The organism is Pseudoalteromonas sp. SWYJZ98, from assembly GCF_015864495.1.
In the GTDB taxonomy this organism is placed as follows: domain Bacteria; phylum Pseudomonadota; class Gammaproteobacteria; order Enterobacterales; family Alteromonadaceae; genus Pseudoalteromonas; species Pseudoalteromonas distincta.
Genome location: NZ_JADYXA010000003.1, coordinates 80,468 through 95,181, shown reverse-complemented (window position 1 = coordinate 95,181; position 14,714 = coordinate 80,468). Strand labels below are relative to the sequence as shown.

Sequence of the window (14,714 nt, the reverse complement as noted above, 5' to 3'; positions counted from 1 at the left end):
ACTTAATTTGAGGAAAGTGCCATGAGCGATGATGCAGCTATATTAATGCAAAATCAAAAAATTATATTATTTGATGCGCAATGTAAGCTGTGCAGCGCGTGGTGTAATTTTATTATTGCTAATGATACACAGACTATTTTTAAATTATGCAGTGTGCAATCTCCAAAAGGAGAACTGTTGTTAGCACACTTTGGTTTTTCAACAATTGAATATGCTTCAATGGTTTACCTAGAAAACGGTAAAGCATTTACACAAAGCCATGCTTTTTTTAATGTTGTTAAGCAGCTAGGTTACCCATACAAGCTAGCAAACGTATTTAGTATTTTGCCAAATAGTTTTAATAATTGGTTATACGATAGGGTTGCTTTAAACCGCTATACCTTATTTGGAAAATATCAGTATTGCAGAATTCCCAACCCAGATAATGCTAAACATTATTTATAAATTAGGCGTTAATACACTGCAGTATAAGTAGATGCTAGGTTTATGAGGTTGTGTTAAAATCGCCGCGTTTAATTTTAGCTAACGGTATAAAAGGCTTTTTTCATGGCAAACACAGCACATGCACTTCACATTTTGGTTAAGCACAAAGAAATTGCAGAAGATATTATTAAGCAATTAGATAAAGGTGCAAAGTTTCAGACCTTAGCTAAAAAGTATTCGTCATGCCCATCGGGCAAAAAAGGCGGTGACTTAGGTGAATTTGGACGCGGCCAAATGGTACCACAGTTTGACAAAATTGCATTTAAAGGCGCAATTTTAGAGCCTCATCTAGTTAAAACTAAATTTGGCTGGCATGTAATTAAAGTACTTTATCGTACTTAGTTTATTTTTAAGTAAGAAATAATCTTCGCTATATAGAAGAAGGCTGCAATAAGCAGCCTTTTTTAGTTTTAAACTTTATTTGTATATTAAGCGTCTTGCTTGGCTTCTTCTTCACTAATTTGTTTTAGTGCTTGAATGAAAGAGTCGCTTGGTTGTCCGCCAGTAAGTGCATATTTATCGTTTATGATAAACGTAGGTACTGACGTAATACCCATTTGTTTAAAGTTGTCTTGCTCTTGGCGTACGTCTTGTACGTATTTGTCTGAATGTAGAATACCGCGAGCTGTTTCTTTATCAAGACCTACTTCTTCAACAACGTCGAGCAACGCTTCTTCTTGATTTAAGTATTTTAAATCTGTGAAGTGCGCTTCAAAAAAGGCGAGCTTTAGCTTCGTTTGTTTACCTTCTTCACGTGCCCACATTAATAAACGATGCAAATCAAAGCTGTTGATCATGATACGTTTGCCATCAAAATTAAAGGTAAACCCAGCACGTTGACCGGCTTCGAACATGTTTTTACGATTTTCGTCGCCTTGTTCTTCACTTAGGTTGTACTTTTGCATTAAGTGTTCGTTTAAGTCTTGACCTTCAATTGGCATATCTGGATTTAGTTCAAAAGGATGCCACGTAATATCTGCGCTCATTTCGTCTTTGAGCTGCTCTAGTGCAGTTTCTAGGTTTTTATAACCCACTACACACCAAGGGCACATTACGTCTGAAACGATATCAATTTTAAAGTTTTTCATATTTATCCTTTTGAGGATTGCTTTGGTATAACAGGGGATATTGGGATGAACTGCACTTTATCAATACCAAACTAAAAAGAGCAGCTAAGCAGCTGCTCTTGAAGGTATTCAGTTTTAAGCGTTAAGGCCAAATGGGTCGTCAATACTATAACTTGGTTGTGTAAACCAATGAGGGCCGTTGTCGGTCATGTAAAAATGATCCTCTAAACGCACGCCAAATTCATCGGGTATAACTAACATTGGCTCGTTACTAAAGCACATGCCTGGGGCAAGTGGGGTTTTATCACCGCCAACTAAGTATGGCCATTCGTGAATATCTAGCCCAATACCGTGACCCGTTCGATGAGGGCAACCCGGTGTTTGGTAATGCGGGCCTAGCCCTTGCGCCGCTAAATAGTTACGTGCGCCCGCGTCAACGTCTTCGCACGTAGCACCAATTTTAGCTGCATTAAACGCGGCCATTTGCGCTGCTTTTTCATGATCCCAAAACATCCGTTGGCGCATTGTGGGTTCGCCAAATACATAGGTACGGGTAATATCAGATAGGTAATCGTGTACTTTACAGCCGGTATCAATTAATACCATATCGCCTTTTTTAAGTACTTGGGCGTCTTTAACACCGTGCGGAAAAGACGTTGCAATACCAAATAAAACAATACAAAAATAGTTACCTGGCGCGCCTACTTTTTGATGTGCTTGCTTAATAAAGGCTTCTACTTCGGTGGTGGTTATTCCCTCATAAAGCATGCTTGCTGTGGCTTGATGTACGGCTAAGGTCATGTCCATCGCGCGTTGCATTAAGCTAAGTTCATGAACTGATTTATGCATACGGCAATGCGCCGTTACAGGTTGTGCGTTTATGAGTGTTAAACCCGTTTGCGCTTTATTAATGCCGTCGAATATAAAAAATTGTGCGCTTTCATCAATGCCAATGGTTGCGTTTTCATTAATGTTTAACTTTTTTAATACTTCGACAAAAAGTGCATAAGGATTTTCGTGCTCTTGCCACCCGTGAATAGGTCCATCTATAACTTTAAACCCGTTTAGTGAACCAATTTCGAAATAAGGCGCAATGTATTGTACTTCACCAAGGGCAGGTAATATCGCGCCAACCATGCGCTCGCTCGCGTACCATTTCATGCCTGTAAAGTAGGTAAGGTTGGTGCCAGCGTTTAAATAAATTGCATCTATGTTGTTTGCTAGCATATACGCTTGCGCCTTGGCTATGCGCTCTAAATGTTCGTCAGCTGCGATAGGGGTCAGCGTTTGCGTCATGTTACTTAGGCTTGCCAGCGCTTGCTCGCTTGATTGTGTACCAATACCTATGGTGGTCATATTTTTCTCCTTGGATTTTTAGCTAGTGTGATTAATACCAAGGTAAAATTCAATGTTATGCGATAAGAGGCTATTAGTTTATAGCCTCTTAAAAGGGCATATTATTTTTTAGCGTACGGTAAACGCGTGAGTTTATTACTTGTGTGGTAGCTATCAAGCCCGGTTACTGCCACGGTTTCAATAGCCTGTAAATCTAAAAAGCCATCACTTTGAAGTGCTACTTCATCTAAATACACATCAGTGATTTCACCTATTACAAGCTCTGTACCATTGATGGCTAAATGTTGGTTTTCTACAAATTTAACCGAGTACTTTAAGCGGCTTTCTTTAACAAAAGGCGCTGCAAAGTCATTTAAGTATTCAGGCGTTAAGCCTGTAGCATCAAACTCAGACTCGCCTTTGTCGTAGCGGGCTGATGTTTGATGAGCTTGCTTATAAATAGCTTTATTAACCTGGTTAATGGTGTAACTACCGGTTTCGATTATGTTTTCGAACGTATGTCGAGGCACGCTATTTGGGCGCATTATCATGCCAACTAGCGGCGGGTGAGCACCTAAATGAATAACAGAGCTAACAATGGCGAGATTAGTATTGCCTTGTTTGTCTTGCGTGCCAATTAAGTTGGCGCTTTTAAAACCCGAAAGCGAATTAATTAAATGAGTACGAGTGTGTTTTTCAAGTGCGTTTATGCGTTCTTTAGTAAAATGCATTAAAGGTCCTTACCACGGTATGGTTTTGCCTTGCCAATCTAAGTAGGCAGGCTCACCATTGAGTTCTAAATGAAGGTTATTAAAAGTAAGTGTAAAAAGCTGCTTAGCTACAAATTCAGCTGTAAAGAGTTTTTCAGCGGGTACGTTTTTTTGAAATGGCTTTGAAAGCGCAGTATCAGTAGTCCCTGGGTGAAATAAAACGAGCTTGGTATTTTTAGCTCGGCGTGAAAGCTCAATCGCTGCGGTTTTAAATAGCATGTTAAGCGCAGCCTTAGAGGCGCGATATGTATACCAACCGCCTAATTTATTGTCGTTAATGCTGCCCACACGCGCACTGAGTGCTGTAATAGTACACTGCGTTTTATGTGTTAAAAGCGGCAAAATACTCTGCAAACAAAGTAGGGGAGTTAGGGTGTTTGAATTGAGAAGTTGGCTAAAATACTCAGCGTCTAAATCCTCCAGCTTTTTTTCGGGCATATGGGTTTCGTTGTGCAGTGTACCATTGAATATAATAACTTGTTGTATATCGGCATTTTGCTCTTTCAGGTAATTAGTAACACGCGCTAAACTTTGTTTTGTGTAGTCAGTATGCAGGTGGACAACACTAGAGTCAGATTCAATACTTTTTGAACTAATACAAATAATCTGATGAGTAGGCGTGTTTATTTGTAGATGTTCTATATATGCATTTGCTATGGCACTGCTTGCGCCGAATAAAACAATGGTTTTCATTTATCACCTTTTGCTTTTAGTCCACATTGGCCGTTACTGCACTGAGTATTTGGCATTAAAAAGCGACTGATGGGGTGTCGATACTTAGCAAATAACAGGTATCCGCAGTCAGCGAAGAAGCGAATTATTGGCAAGCGAAAAATTTTCAACCAGCTATGTTTACCCACTATTTTCCATGCTTCGTACGTTACATCAAGCCCGTAAATCATTTCACCTGATTGCTTTTGGGCTTGCAGGTAGTTCATTGCTTTGTCTTTATCAATATACGAGTAGCGTTCACTAAAGTCGCTCGCGTTAAGATCTTCAAGCGTAATTAGATTTTTAGAGTCTGCGTGTTTTAGTTGCTGCATTTCGGTGCTGCAAAGAGGGCAGTTTCCGTCGTAAAAAATGATCATGTAATTGCTTTGTGATTATTTTATATATACTTTTTTACGACAAGACATTGCAAATGGATCTATTAAATATCTCTTCATGATGATATTAATAGTGTCCTACGAAACAAAGGAGAATGAGAAATGAGTGAACAATATGCCGCCTTGCGAGGTAATGTAAATTTACTTGGGCAATTACTAGGACAAACTATTAAGGATGCTCAAGGCCAAGCTATTTTAGATAAAGTAGAAGAAATTCGGGCTTTATCTAAATCATCTCGCAGTGGTAATGAAGACGACAGACAAGCGCTAATAGACGTTTTACATGCGCTTAGTGATGAAGAGCTTTTGCCGGTTGCCCGTTCATTTAATCATTTTTTAAACCTTGCTAATGTAGCAGAACAATTTCATACCGTTTCGCGTTTTAATGACGTTGGCCTTGGTCAACAAAACCCTCTCACTCAAACATTAAAAACGTTAGTTACAAAAGCAGAACAAGGCCAGCTAGATAGTAATCATTTGGCCGAAACACTCTCAAAACTCCACATAAACTTAGTATTAACCGCCCACCCAACCGAGGTGACGCGCCGTACTATTATTAACAAACATGTTGAACTAAGTGATTGCTTAGCGTCATTAGAGCGAAAAGATAACTTACCGCTAGAGCGAGATGCTATTTTAAATCGTATTGAACAGCTTATTAGCCAGGCTTGGCATACCGACGACATTCGTCGCTCTCGCCCAACGCCAGTTGATGAAGCTAAATGGGGTTATGCGGTAATCGAAAACAGTCTTTGGCACGCTGTTCCGCGCTTTTTACGTGAATTTTCAGCCAATGTTAAAGAGCAATTAAGTTTAGAGCTACCAAAAGATTACAGCCCAATTGAGTTCACATCTTGGATGGGTGGAGACCGTGATGGAAATCCATTTGTAACATCGCAGGTTACAGCAGAGGTGCTTGACCACGGTCGTTGGATGGCGCTTAACTTATATATTCAAGATTTAAAAACGTTATGCGCTGAACTCTCTATGTCAGATGCCAGTGATGAGCTTATTGAGTTGGCAGGTCAAGACTTTGAACCATACAGAGCGGTGATCAAAAAGCTTAAAAACCAAGTTGCAGAGACCGTGGCTCACCTGGGCGCTAAAATTAAAAATAAGCGTAGCGATTCACAAGATTTAATTACCGATATTAATCAGCTTAAGCACCCTGTAGAGGTCTGCTACCGCTCGTTATTAAAGTGTAATATGAAAGTAGTTGCTGATGGATTATTGCTTGATTTACTGTACCGTATTAATAGCTTTGGCTTGCGTTTAGCTAAACTCGATGTGCGCCAAGACTCGTCTCGTCACAGCGATGTTTTTTCTGAGCTGACTCGTTATTTAGGTTTAGGCGACTACAACCAATGGCAAGAGCAAGATAAACAAGCTTTTTTACTTACTGAACTTAACTCTCGCAGACCGCTTATTCCAAAACATTGGCAACCAAGCCCTGATGTTCAAGAAGTGCTAGACACCTTTGATGTTATTGCTAAGCAAGACGAACAAACATTTGGCTTGTATATTATTTCGATGGCGCGAACAGCATCAGACATTTTAGCAGTACAATTATTGTTAAAAGAAAGCGGCTGTAGCTTTGATTTACCAGTAGCACCGTTATTTGAAACACTCGACGATTTAAACGCAGGCAGTGATGTAATTACTACATTACTTGATAATGTTTGGTATCGCGGGCACATTAAAAACACCCAAAATGTAATGATTGGTTACTCTGATTCTGCTAAAGATGCCGGCATGATGGCAGCAGGTTGGGCGCAGTACGAAGCTATGGATAAACTAGTGCAGCTTGCTGATAAGCGTGGTATTGAACTTATTTTATTCCACGGACGTGGTGGCACAGTAGGGCGTGGTGGCGCACCTGCTGCACAAGCGCTGCATTCACAACCGCCAGGTTCGTTAAAAGGTGGTTTGCGTGTAACCGAGCAAGGCGAGATGATCCGCTTTAAATTTGGTTTACCCGATGTAGCACTGCAAAGCTTAAATATTTACGCAGGCGCAGTACTACAAAGTAACTTATTACCGCCGCCGGAACCAAAACCGCAGTGGCGCGAAGTAATGAAGCTAATAAGTGAGGAGTCATGTGAACATTACCGTAATGTAGTTCGCCACGATGAAAACTTTGTACCTTACTTCAGAATGGCAACGCCTGAGCTTGAGCTGTCTAAGTTGCCGCTTGGATCGCGTCCTGCAAAACGTAATCCTAATGGTGGTGTTGAAAGCCTGCGTGCTATTCCATGGATTTTTGCGTGGAGCCAAAACCGTTTAATGCTTCCTGCATGGTTAGGTGCGTTAACTGGCTTAAAAGCTGCGCTTAATAAGTACGGCGCAGAAACCCTAAACGAAATGAGCCTACAGTGGCCATTCTTTAGATCGCGCCTAGAAATGCTAGAAATGGTATTTAGTAAAGCCGATTGCTGGTTGAGTGAGCATTACGATAATGCGCTGGTGGAAGATATGTACAAACCATTGGGTGTAACACTTCGTAAAGAGCTTCAAGAAGCGATTAGCTTGGTGCAATCACTTAGCCCACAAAAAAGCCTACTCGCCGAACAACCTTGGATTAAGGAGTCGATTAGTTTACGTAATCCGTACACCGATCCACTTAACCTATTACAGGTTGAGCTTTTACGCCGTGCTCGCTCAGAGGAAAAACGAAACGAAGGTGACATTGATAATGCGTTAATGATCACGATGACAGGTATAGCTGCAGGTATGCGTAATACCGGCTAACACTTTATTTTGTTAGGTATACCTATTGGTATTAAAAGGGAGCACGCGATGTGCTCCCTTTTTTTGCGTTAAATAGTCTGGTATTTAACACCCTAACCTTTTAAACTACTTAGCCATTGAATAATTAAAAAATATTATGGCTTCAGCAACTTTTACTGTACAGCAAGATACAGCACTTACAAATTCGCACTTCACATTAAGCGTAGCGCAAACAGCGTCATTACGTAGTCAATTAAAATCACAACGTGGCATATTAAATTCTAATAATATTAAAGCGTTATGCGCGCAACTCAATGTGTCTGATGATGTATTACTACAAGGTTTAGTACCTTTAGCTTCTGAGTATGCTGTTGCGCCAGTGTCAGATTTTCATGTAGGCGCAATTGTTAAAGCACTTGATGAAAAGGGTGAGGTAAGTTTTTACTTTGGTGCAAATGTAGAGTTTGATCATCAAGCATTGAGTTTAGTGGTTCATGCAGAGCAATCGGCTATAAATAACGCATGGTTAAACGGCGCTAAAAAAATAGTTAAAATTGCTATTAGCGATGCGCCTTGTGGGTATTGTCGCCAGTTTATGAACGAACTAGCTGATGCGAAAGAGTTTGATATTTTACTTCCTGATCAGCAATTTAAACTTGTTGAATTACTGCCGCATTCATTTGGACCTACCGATTTAGGTAACGAATTTAGCTTATTTAACCCAAAACCACAGCAAGGTAATTTTAGCGCTGAAGACCTTGATGAAACCCTTGCGCGTTTTGCACTTAATGCGTACGTGCCTTACAGCCAAAACTTTAGCGCCGTAAAAATAAGTACATTTAGTGATGGTGATTTTTACGGAAGTTACGCCGAAAATGCAGCTTACAGTCCAAGTTTATCGCCACTACAAAGTGCACTAAGTCAGTTCTTTTTAGCTGGGCTTAGCTTTAACGAAAGTACGGTGAAGGGAATAACATTGCTCGAAACAGCGGGTCGTGAAAACCAGTCGCAAGTGGCAAAAGCTGTACTTGCCAGTTTTACGCATTTACCTGCACTTAAAGTAATTAGCGCACCACTTAAATAGTGGCTTGCATACAATAAAGCACAGCCGGAGCTGTGCTTTATTAAAGCGAGTCATTCTATCGAATTAACTCACTGACTGCTATAACCTGTATTAATCAAGTAATACTTTAGCTGCTTCTAATACTACTGCTACAGATTTACGCTCAATTTCACCGTGGTCTACATTTGGTATTTCTTGGCGAGTACGGTTAACAAGTACGCCTGCTACACATGCTGCTTGTAATCCAAGGGCTGCACACATAGTAAATAATGTTGCCGATTCCATTTCGTAGTTCATCACGCCCAATTTTTGCCACTCTTCGCAGCTACCTTGTAGTGATTTAGGAACGTAACCAGAGTGCGTATCGTAACGCTCTTGCCCTGGGTAGAATGTATCGCTTGATGCAGTAATGCCAATATGAAAATCGATATTTAGGTTTTTACATGCTTGTACCATAGCTTGTGTTGCATAAAAGTCAGATACAGCAGGGTAGCTAAGTGGTGCAAAATGTTGGCTAGCTCCATCTAAACGTACAGACGCTTGGCTAATTAAAATTTCGCCTTCGTTAATGTGTGGCTGAATTGCACCGGTTGTACCAATACGTAAAAATTTACGCACGCCAAGTTGTGCTAATTCTTCTACTGCAATCGACGTAGATGGACCACCAATACCTGTAGAACATATAACCACAGAGTGGCCGTTTAATTGACCTAAATAAACATGAAACTCGCGAGTTTGAGCAAGGCAGGTTGGGTTGTCTAGGAATTGTGAAATACGTGCTGCACGATCTGGATCGCCCGGTACAATCGCAAGTTTTGCACCTTTAAGATCGTCAATACATAGTCCTAAGTGAAATACCTTTTCCATAGCTAAGCCTTTTATAATAATTTGTTGTCAATCTAGCATGATTGCTAGAAACGTTTATCAAGTACAGGACGATTGTCCGTTTTGTCTTAACTCTTCCAATAAAGCCTTAATAATTTTAAGGTCTAATTTGATTTATTCACCAACTATGAATATTCACTCAAGTACTTATATACGTAGCCTTGTTGCGCTGTTGACATGTTCAAGCAGACATAATAAGTATCACTCAAGCGCGTAACTACGATTAAATGGATGATTACAGATTTTAATTAATATCAAATAAATACAATGGCTTAAGTTTTTAGTGAACACGTAAAAACTAACGTGTTTACTTATATTAAGCACTGACTTATTTAGCAAAGTGACATTTATTTGAAGTTTAGGCATTTTTAGTGATTTTGCATAACTACTCAAAAGTAATTAGCTACGTACAGAATAAAAACCGAAGGAGTTTATTATGAGCACACAATTTGAAGCATTTAAAAACAAAGTTGAGCACTGTTTGTGCGCACCGGGTGATGGCGTATACACAGTAAATACTGCAAAAGAGCGCAAAGCCGCACTGCGTAATAAACTTTATGGACAAACTGAAAACGTTGATAATTTGTGGCGCGAGTCTTTAAACGAATTACCAAACTCACCACATAAAGCCGTTATGTTAGGTATTAGTTCAGACTGTGGCGGTGGGATATTACGCGGCGCAAACTGGGGGCCGTTGTTTGTCCGCTCAGCATTAATTGATCAGCAACCGCAGTGTCATTCTTTTGATTTAGGTGATGTACGTGTGATCCCACATTTACTTCATGACAAATACCTAAATGATGCAACCATTTCTAATTGCCAAAAAGCCTTATATGGTGATGAAGATAACGACTATTACGTAAGCCCGTTATCAATCACTGAGGATGTGTGCGACAGTTTTTACGCAACGTTTAAAGATAAAGGATTATTTGGTATTGGTGGCGATCACTCAATTAGTTACCCACTTACTAAAGCGTACTTAAAAGCAAAACGTGAGCAAGGTAAGCGCACGGCTATTATTCACTTTGACGCGCATACTGATTTACTTGTTGAGCGCTTAGGCATAGATTTATGCTTTGGCTCTTGGTGTACACATATACTAGAGTTTTTACCGGCGCCGCATCATTTAATACAATTTGGTATTCGCTCAAGTGGTAAGCCTAAAGCGCATTGGGAAAATACTTTTGGTGTTAAACAGCACTGGGCACATGAAATCATTGAACGCGGCGCAGCAGCGGTTGCTGCCGACGCTATTGCACAGTTAAAAGCCGATAACGTTGATGAAATATACGTAAGCTTTGATATTGATGCACTTGATGCTGAATTTGCATCCGCCACAGGTACGCCAGAGCATCACGGTTTAACGCCTCAGCATGCGCTTGATATTTTATCAGCCATTGCGGATGAGTTTCCTATTACGGGTGCAGATATGATGGAGATAGCGCCATTTACCGACAGCTCTTTAGTTGGTCAATCAAGCTCTGAGACGACACTTAGAGAAGGCGCTAAAATTTCAGCCTTTTTAATTAGTGCAATGAACAAGTAAGCTGTAGAAGCTATAGATACTAGCACTATCAGCGTATAAGTGTGCATTACATAACTAAAAACTAGCAGTTCATAAAGCCTCAGCTATATTTATTAAATACATATAATGAGTTGGTTGAGGCCTCGCTAGATGAAATTGTTGATCTTTTTATTGTTCATTAGCTGTATTAAAGTTGATGCAGCTGAAATTACAATAGTAACGGAAGTATTTCCGGACTTTCAGTATATTAATGAAGATAACAAACTCGTTGGCCGCTCTGTCGAAAAAGTTCATAAAGCGCTAGAAGGTACAGGTATAAACTACACTATGTTGGCGCATAGTTGGGCCATATCCTACAATGCAGCGCTACGCGATAAAAACACCTGTATATTTTCGATTGTTCGATTACCTAATAGAGAAAGTAAGTTTAACTGGGTAGGCGAACTGGAAAGCTTTGACTCTGCCATTTATGGTCTAAAATCCAGAGGTATAAAGTTAAACACTCTCAATGATGCTAAAAAATACAAAATAGCAGTACTGCGTGATAACTTTAGTCATCATTATTTGCTTGAAAGGGGCTTTAGTGAAAGCAAGCATTTATTACTCATCGATAGCCTAGATAAAATAGATAAACTCATAAGCACTCGTCACCATATACTTGATTTTGTTATCCTCAACAAAAAGCAATTTAACTATCGAGTTAAAACAGAGCCTAAGCTTGAGTTACTAGAACCATTACTTGATTTAAACACAACTCAGTCTCCGTTATTTTTTGCCTGTAATATAAATATGGATCCGGCTTTAGTTTCTCAATTAAAAGTTGCCTTTAATAAAATTTAAGCACTTTAAACTCACTGTTTTACCTCTTAAATAATTGAAAATTAATAGCTTAAATATATTTCGTAAATATAAATTGCTGCGTTTAAAAAACCGATTATAATCCAGCTGCTTTTTGTTTAAAAAAGCGCTAACTTATTGGAGCGTTAAATGGGTGATTTAATCGGGATTAGCTTATTGATCTTGATCAGTGCGTTGTTTGCTATGTCAGAAATAGCAATTGCAGCGTCGCGTAAAATAAAACTGCGAGTAATGGCAGATGAAGGAAATATAAAAGCAGCAGCGGTATTAAAGCTACAAGAAAATCCAGGGGCTTTTTTTGCCATGATCCAAATTGCACTCAACGCGATTGCGATATTGGGTGGTATTGTGGGTGAGCAGGCTTTATCGCCTTATGTTGAAAGTGTTTTAGTGCTTTTTTATCAAGGTGCACACTTAGAAAAAATTAGCTTTTTATTCTCATTTTTTACTATTACATCTCTGTTTATCTTGTTCGCCGATTTAATGCCAAAACGTTTAGCGATGATCATGCCAGAAGCTGTCGCTGTTAGAGTCGTTACAATAATGCGCTGGGTAACCTTTGCCTTAACTCCGCTAGTGATGTTTTTTAATGGGGTAACGAACTTTGTGCTGCACTTATTTAAAGTGCCTGCTGAGCGAGAAGACAACGTTACAACTGAGGACATTGTTGCCATGATGGAAGCGGGTGCTGCATATGGTAGTTTGCAAAAGCAAGAGTATGAACTCATTGGTAATGTGTTTGACCTAGAAGCGCGGTTTTTATCAAGCGTAATGACGCCACGCGACCAAATTGTCTATTTTGATTTAAACGAATCTAGCCATGATATTGCGACCAAAATTATTGATCACCCTCATAATCACTTTTTAGTAGTGTCAGGAAATTTAGATAAATTGCATGGCTCTGTTGAATCTAAAGATATTTTACGACAAGTACTAAAAGGCGAAGCCGCCAATATAAACGATGAGCTGATTGATAAAGATGTTTTTTACTTACCTGAAACATTAAGCCTATCAGAAGCTTTAAATGCGTTTAAAAGCGCAGCAAAGCCATTTGCTGTTGTCGTAAACGAATACGCGCTTTCGGTAGGTATTGTAACGGTTAAAGACTTAATGAAAGGGTTTATGGGTGATTTAATTACTCATCAAGGTGATGAATTAATTATAGAGCGCGATAAAAATTCATGGCTTGTAGATGGGTTAACTCCAATTACCGATTTAGCAAAGGTACTTGATATAGAAGAATTTCCAGATCAGATGCACTATGAAACTGTCGCTGGATTTTTAATTTACAGTATGAAGCGAATCCCTAAACGTGCAGAGCATTTAACTTTTTCAGGCTTTAAGTTTGAAGTTGTTGATGTAGAGGGCATTAGGGTAGAGCAGTTGTTAGTTTCAAGAGTTATTAATCCACAGAACGACACCCCCCTTTAAAAAAGTAAGATAGTCGTTTATATAACTAGCCAAGTTGTTTTTAGCTTGGCTTTTTTGTGCCTATTTAAAAGTTTTGTGCTTAAAAGGAGTGGTTATTTCAATCTGTTTAATTGCTTTATTTTCAAACAGCTTTGATTCTATTTTCATCAAATTAACATTAAATGCTACCTAAGGCGTATATTGTATTCAATAGTGTAAGTTTGTGTAAATTTCTCCTTATTAAGATTCATTATCAGCGCATTTTAATTTAGAATGATCGTTCACTCTAAACTAAAAGGTATTTAACATGCAGCGTTCCCGCATCGCTTTATTTGTATTGTCAGCCCTCGTCGGTTCTGTTGCTTTAACTGGTTGTGATCAGGCTGCTGAGCAGTCACAAGCTTCAGCTCCTAAAGCTGTCCCAGTGGGTGTAATTACAGTAAAAAGCCAAGCGCTTACTCTCAAAAAAGAACTTCCTGGTCGCATTAGTGCATTTCAAATTGCTGAAATTCGTCCACAAGTAAGTGGTATTGTACAATCTCGTTTATTTGTTGAAGGTAATGAGGTTAAACAAGGCCAAGCACTGTATCAAATAGACCCTGCTACATTTGAAGCAGACTTAGCAGCAAGTGAAGCAAGCGTAGCGCGCGCAGAGGCAAGCATTGCCAGCTCTAAATCAAAAGCATCGCGTTATAAAGAACTTTTAAAAATTAAAGCCGTGAGCCAACAAGATTTTGATGAAGCAGATGCCGCATACAAGCAAGCTAATGCTGAATTATTAACAGCTAAAGCGCAGTTAAAATCAGCGCAAATTAATCTCGATTACAGCCACGTCTCTTCTCCTATTAGTGGTCAAATTAGTAAATCAAGCGTAACAGTGGGTGCACTTGTAAGTGCTAATCAAAGTACAGCACTTGCTACAGTAACTCAGTTAGATCCAATTTATATCGATTTAACACAATCAAGTAATGAGCTTACCCAACTTAAAAAAGCAATATCATCAGGTGCTCTAACTGTCGATTCGGCTAATCAAACTGACGTTGAACTTATTATGGAAGATGGCTCTACTTATCCTCATAAAGGCACATTACAGTTTTCTGAAGTGACCGTTGATCCAAGTACTGGCTCAGTAACACTGCGTGCTAAATTTTCAAACCCAGAAAAATTATTACTGCCTGGCATGTATGCTCGAGCTTCTATTGTGGAAGGTGTTAAAGCGGGTGCTATTTTAGCTCCGCAACGTGGCGTTAGCCGTAATTCAAAAGGCGAACCAACAGCAATGGTTGTCAGTAAAGACAACACAGTAGAAAGCCGCGTATTAAAAGTAGATAGAACTATTGGTTCTGATTGGCTTGTTACTGATGGCCTAAGTGATGGCGATAAGTTAATAGTTGAAGGTTTACAAAAAATCCGCCCTGGTGCACCTGTGAACCCATCTGAAATTCAATCGTCTGCTAAAGCCGATCAAGCGCAATAACGGAGAGT

At 39.5% G+C, this 14,714-nt stretch carries 14 protein-coding genes; 8 read left to right on the top strand and 6 right to left on the bottom strand.

Going from position 1 to position 14,714, the window contains the following annotated elements; all coding sequences use genetic code 11:
- Positions 1–21 precede the first annotated feature (21 nt).
- Together I6F10_RS03365 and I6F10_RS03360 are read left to right on the top strand one after the other, a co-directional pair.
- Entirely contained in the window at positions 22–444 is a 423-nt protein-coding gene (locus I6F10_RS03365; protein WP_197098443.1) for a thiol-disulfide oxidoreductase DCC family protein, read from the top strand.
- 102 nt (positions 445–546) lie between these two features.
- The gene (locus tag I6F10_RS03360) at positions 547–825 is read left to right on the top strand and encodes a peptidylprolyl isomerase (protein ID WP_197098442.1); all 279 of its coding nucleotides are present in this window, start codon (positions 547–549) and stop codon (positions 823–825) included.
- Between the two features lie 86 nt (positions 826–911).
- Here the strand turns inward: I6F10_RS03360 and I6F10_RS03355 are convergent, their stop codons facing one another.
- The 5 genes from I6F10_RS03355 to I6F10_RS03335 all read right to left on the bottom strand — a co-directional run bounded on the left by I6F10_RS03355 (position 912) and on the right by I6F10_RS03335 (position 4,743).
- Complete coding sequence (locus I6F10_RS03355; protein ID WP_197098441.1) at positions 912–1,571, bottom strand: DsbA family oxidoreductase; 660 nt, start codon at positions 1,569–1,571, stop codon at positions 912–914.
- Positions 1,572–1,685: 114 nt separating this feature from the next.
- Complete coding sequence (locus I6F10_RS03350; protein WP_197098440.1) at positions 1,686–2,906, bottom strand: M24 family metallopeptidase; 1,221 nt, start codon at positions 2,904–2,906, stop codon at positions 1,686–1,688.
- A gap of 101 nt (positions 2,907–3,007) precedes the next feature.
- Complete coding sequence (locus I6F10_RS03345) at positions 3,008–3,616, bottom strand: flavin reductase family protein (protein WP_197098439.1); 609 nt, start codon at positions 3,614–3,616, stop codon at positions 3,008–3,010.
- A 9-nt stretch (positions 3,617–3,625) separates the two neighbouring features.
- Positions 3,626–4,348: an SDR family NAD(P)-dependent oxidoreductase gene (locus I6F10_RS03340; protein ID WP_197098438.1), complete on the bottom strand. Its 723-nt coding sequence runs from the start codon at positions 4,346–4,348 to the stop codon at positions 3,626–3,628.
- Positions 4,345–4,743 carry a thiol-disulfide oxidoreductase DCC family protein gene (locus I6F10_RS03335; RefSeq protein ID WP_024594554.1) on the bottom strand — a complete coding sequence of 133 codons (399 nt, stop codon included), beginning with the start codon at positions 4,741–4,743 and terminating at the stop codon, positions 4,345–4,347. The genes I6F10_RS03340 and I6F10_RS03335 overlap by 4 nt, the downstream gene beginning before the upstream one ends.
- Positions 4,744–4,863: 120 nt before the next feature.
- Between I6F10_RS03335 and ppc the strand changes: the two genes are divergently transcribed.
- Positions 4,864–7,509, top strand: coding sequence for a phosphoenolpyruvate carboxylase (ppc, locus tag I6F10_RS03330; protein ID WP_197098437.1), 2,646 nt, complete (start codon positions 4,864–4,866; stop codon positions 7,507–7,509).
- A gap of 136 nt (positions 7,510–7,645) precedes the next feature.
- Positions 7,646–8,572: a cytidine deaminase gene (cdd, locus tag I6F10_RS03325; protein ID WP_024605707.1), complete on the top strand. Its 927-nt coding sequence runs from the start codon at positions 7,646–7,648 to the stop codon at positions 8,570–8,572.
- Positions 8,573–8,662: 90 nt separating this feature from the next.
- Here cdd and udp read toward each other — a convergent pair whose 3' ends face one another.
- The gene (gene udp, locus I6F10_RS03320) at positions 8,663–9,418 is read right to left on the bottom strand and encodes a uridine phosphorylase (protein WP_007375563.1); all 756 of its coding nucleotides are present in this window, start codon (positions 9,416–9,418) and stop codon (positions 8,663–8,665) included.
- Between the two features lie 454 nt (positions 9,419–9,872).
- Between udp and I6F10_RS03315 the strand changes: the two genes are divergently transcribed.
- From I6F10_RS03315 to I6F10_RS03300, 4 genes are all read left to right on the top strand, one after another.
- Positions 9,873–10,982, top strand: coding sequence for an arginase family protein (locus tag I6F10_RS03315; RefSeq protein WP_024605708.1), 1,110 nt, complete (start codon positions 9,873–9,875; stop codon positions 10,980–10,982).
- Positions 10,983–11,111: 129 nt separating this feature from the next.
- Positions 11,112–11,801: a transporter substrate-binding domain-containing protein gene (locus I6F10_RS03310; RefSeq protein ID WP_002959026.1), complete on the top strand. Its 690-nt coding sequence runs from the start codon at positions 11,112–11,114 to the stop codon at positions 11,799–11,801.
- Between the two features lie 147 nt (positions 11,802–11,948).
- Positions 11,949–13,250: a hemolysin family protein gene (locus I6F10_RS03305; RefSeq protein WP_182194800.1), complete on the top strand. Its 1,302-nt coding sequence runs from the start codon at positions 11,949–11,951 to the stop codon at positions 13,248–13,250.
- Between the two features lie 286 nt (positions 13,251–13,536).
- A complete protein-coding gene (locus I6F10_RS03300; protein WP_197098436.1) occupies positions 13,537–14,706 on the top strand; it encodes an efflux RND transporter periplasmic adaptor subunit in 1,170 nt (389 codons plus the stop codon).
- Positions 14,707–14,714 lie beyond the last annotated feature (8 nt).

Excerpts from the sequence above, each read along its gene's own strand:
- I6F10_RS03305 (WP_182194800.1), top strand. The coding sequence starts at position 11,949 with ATGGGTGATTTAATCGGGATTAGCTTATTGATCTTGATCAGTGCGTTG.
- ppc (WP_197098437.1), top strand. The coding sequence starts at position 4,864 with ATGAGTGAACAATATGCCGCCTTGCGAGGTAATGTAAATTTACTTGGG.
- I6F10_RS03335 (WP_024594554.1), bottom strand. The coding sequence starts at position 4,743 with ATGATCATTTTTTACGACGGAAACTGCCCTCTTTGCAGCACCGAAATG.
- I6F10_RS03345 (WP_197098439.1), bottom strand. The coding sequence starts at position 3,616 with ATGCATTTTACTAAAGAACGCATAAACGCACTTGAAAAACACACTCGT.
- I6F10_RS03365 (WP_197098443.1), top strand. The coding sequence starts at position 22 with ATGAGCGATGATGCAGCTATATTAATGCAAAATCAAAAAATTATATTA.
- udp (WP_007375563.1), bottom strand. The coding sequence starts at position 9,418 with ATGGAAAAGGTATTTCACTTAGGACTATGTATTGACGATCTTAAAGGT.
- I6F10_RS03355 (WP_197098441.1), bottom strand. The coding sequence starts at position 1,571 with ATGAAAAACTTTAAAATTGATATCGTTTCAGACGTAATGTGCCCTTGG.
- I6F10_RS03360 (WP_197098442.1), top strand. The coding sequence starts at position 547 with ATGGCAAACACAGCACATGCACTTCACATTTTGGTTAAGCACAAAGAA.
- I6F10_RS03350 (WP_197098440.1), bottom strand. The coding sequence starts at position 2,906 with ATGACCACCATAGGTATTGGTACACAATCAAGCGAGCAAGCGCTGGCA.
- I6F10_RS03315 (WP_024605708.1), top strand. The coding sequence starts at position 9,873 with ATGAGCACACAATTTGAAGCATTTAAAAACAAAGTTGAGCACTGTTTG.
- I6F10_RS03340 (WP_197098438.1), bottom strand. The coding sequence starts at position 4,348 with ATGAAAACCATTGTTTTATTCGGCGCAAGCAGTGCCATAGCAAATGCA.
- I6F10_RS03300 (WP_197098436.1), top strand. The coding sequence starts at position 13,537 with ATGCAGCGTTCCCGCATCGCTTTATTTGTATTGTCAGCCCTCGTCGGT.
- cdd (WP_024605707.1), top strand. The coding sequence starts at position 7,646 with ATGGCTTCAGCAACTTTTACTGTACAGCAAGATACAGCACTTACAAAT.
- I6F10_RS03310 (WP_002959026.1), top strand. The coding sequence starts at position 11,112 with ATGAAATTGTTGATCTTTTTATTGTTCATTAGCTGTATTAAAGTTGAT.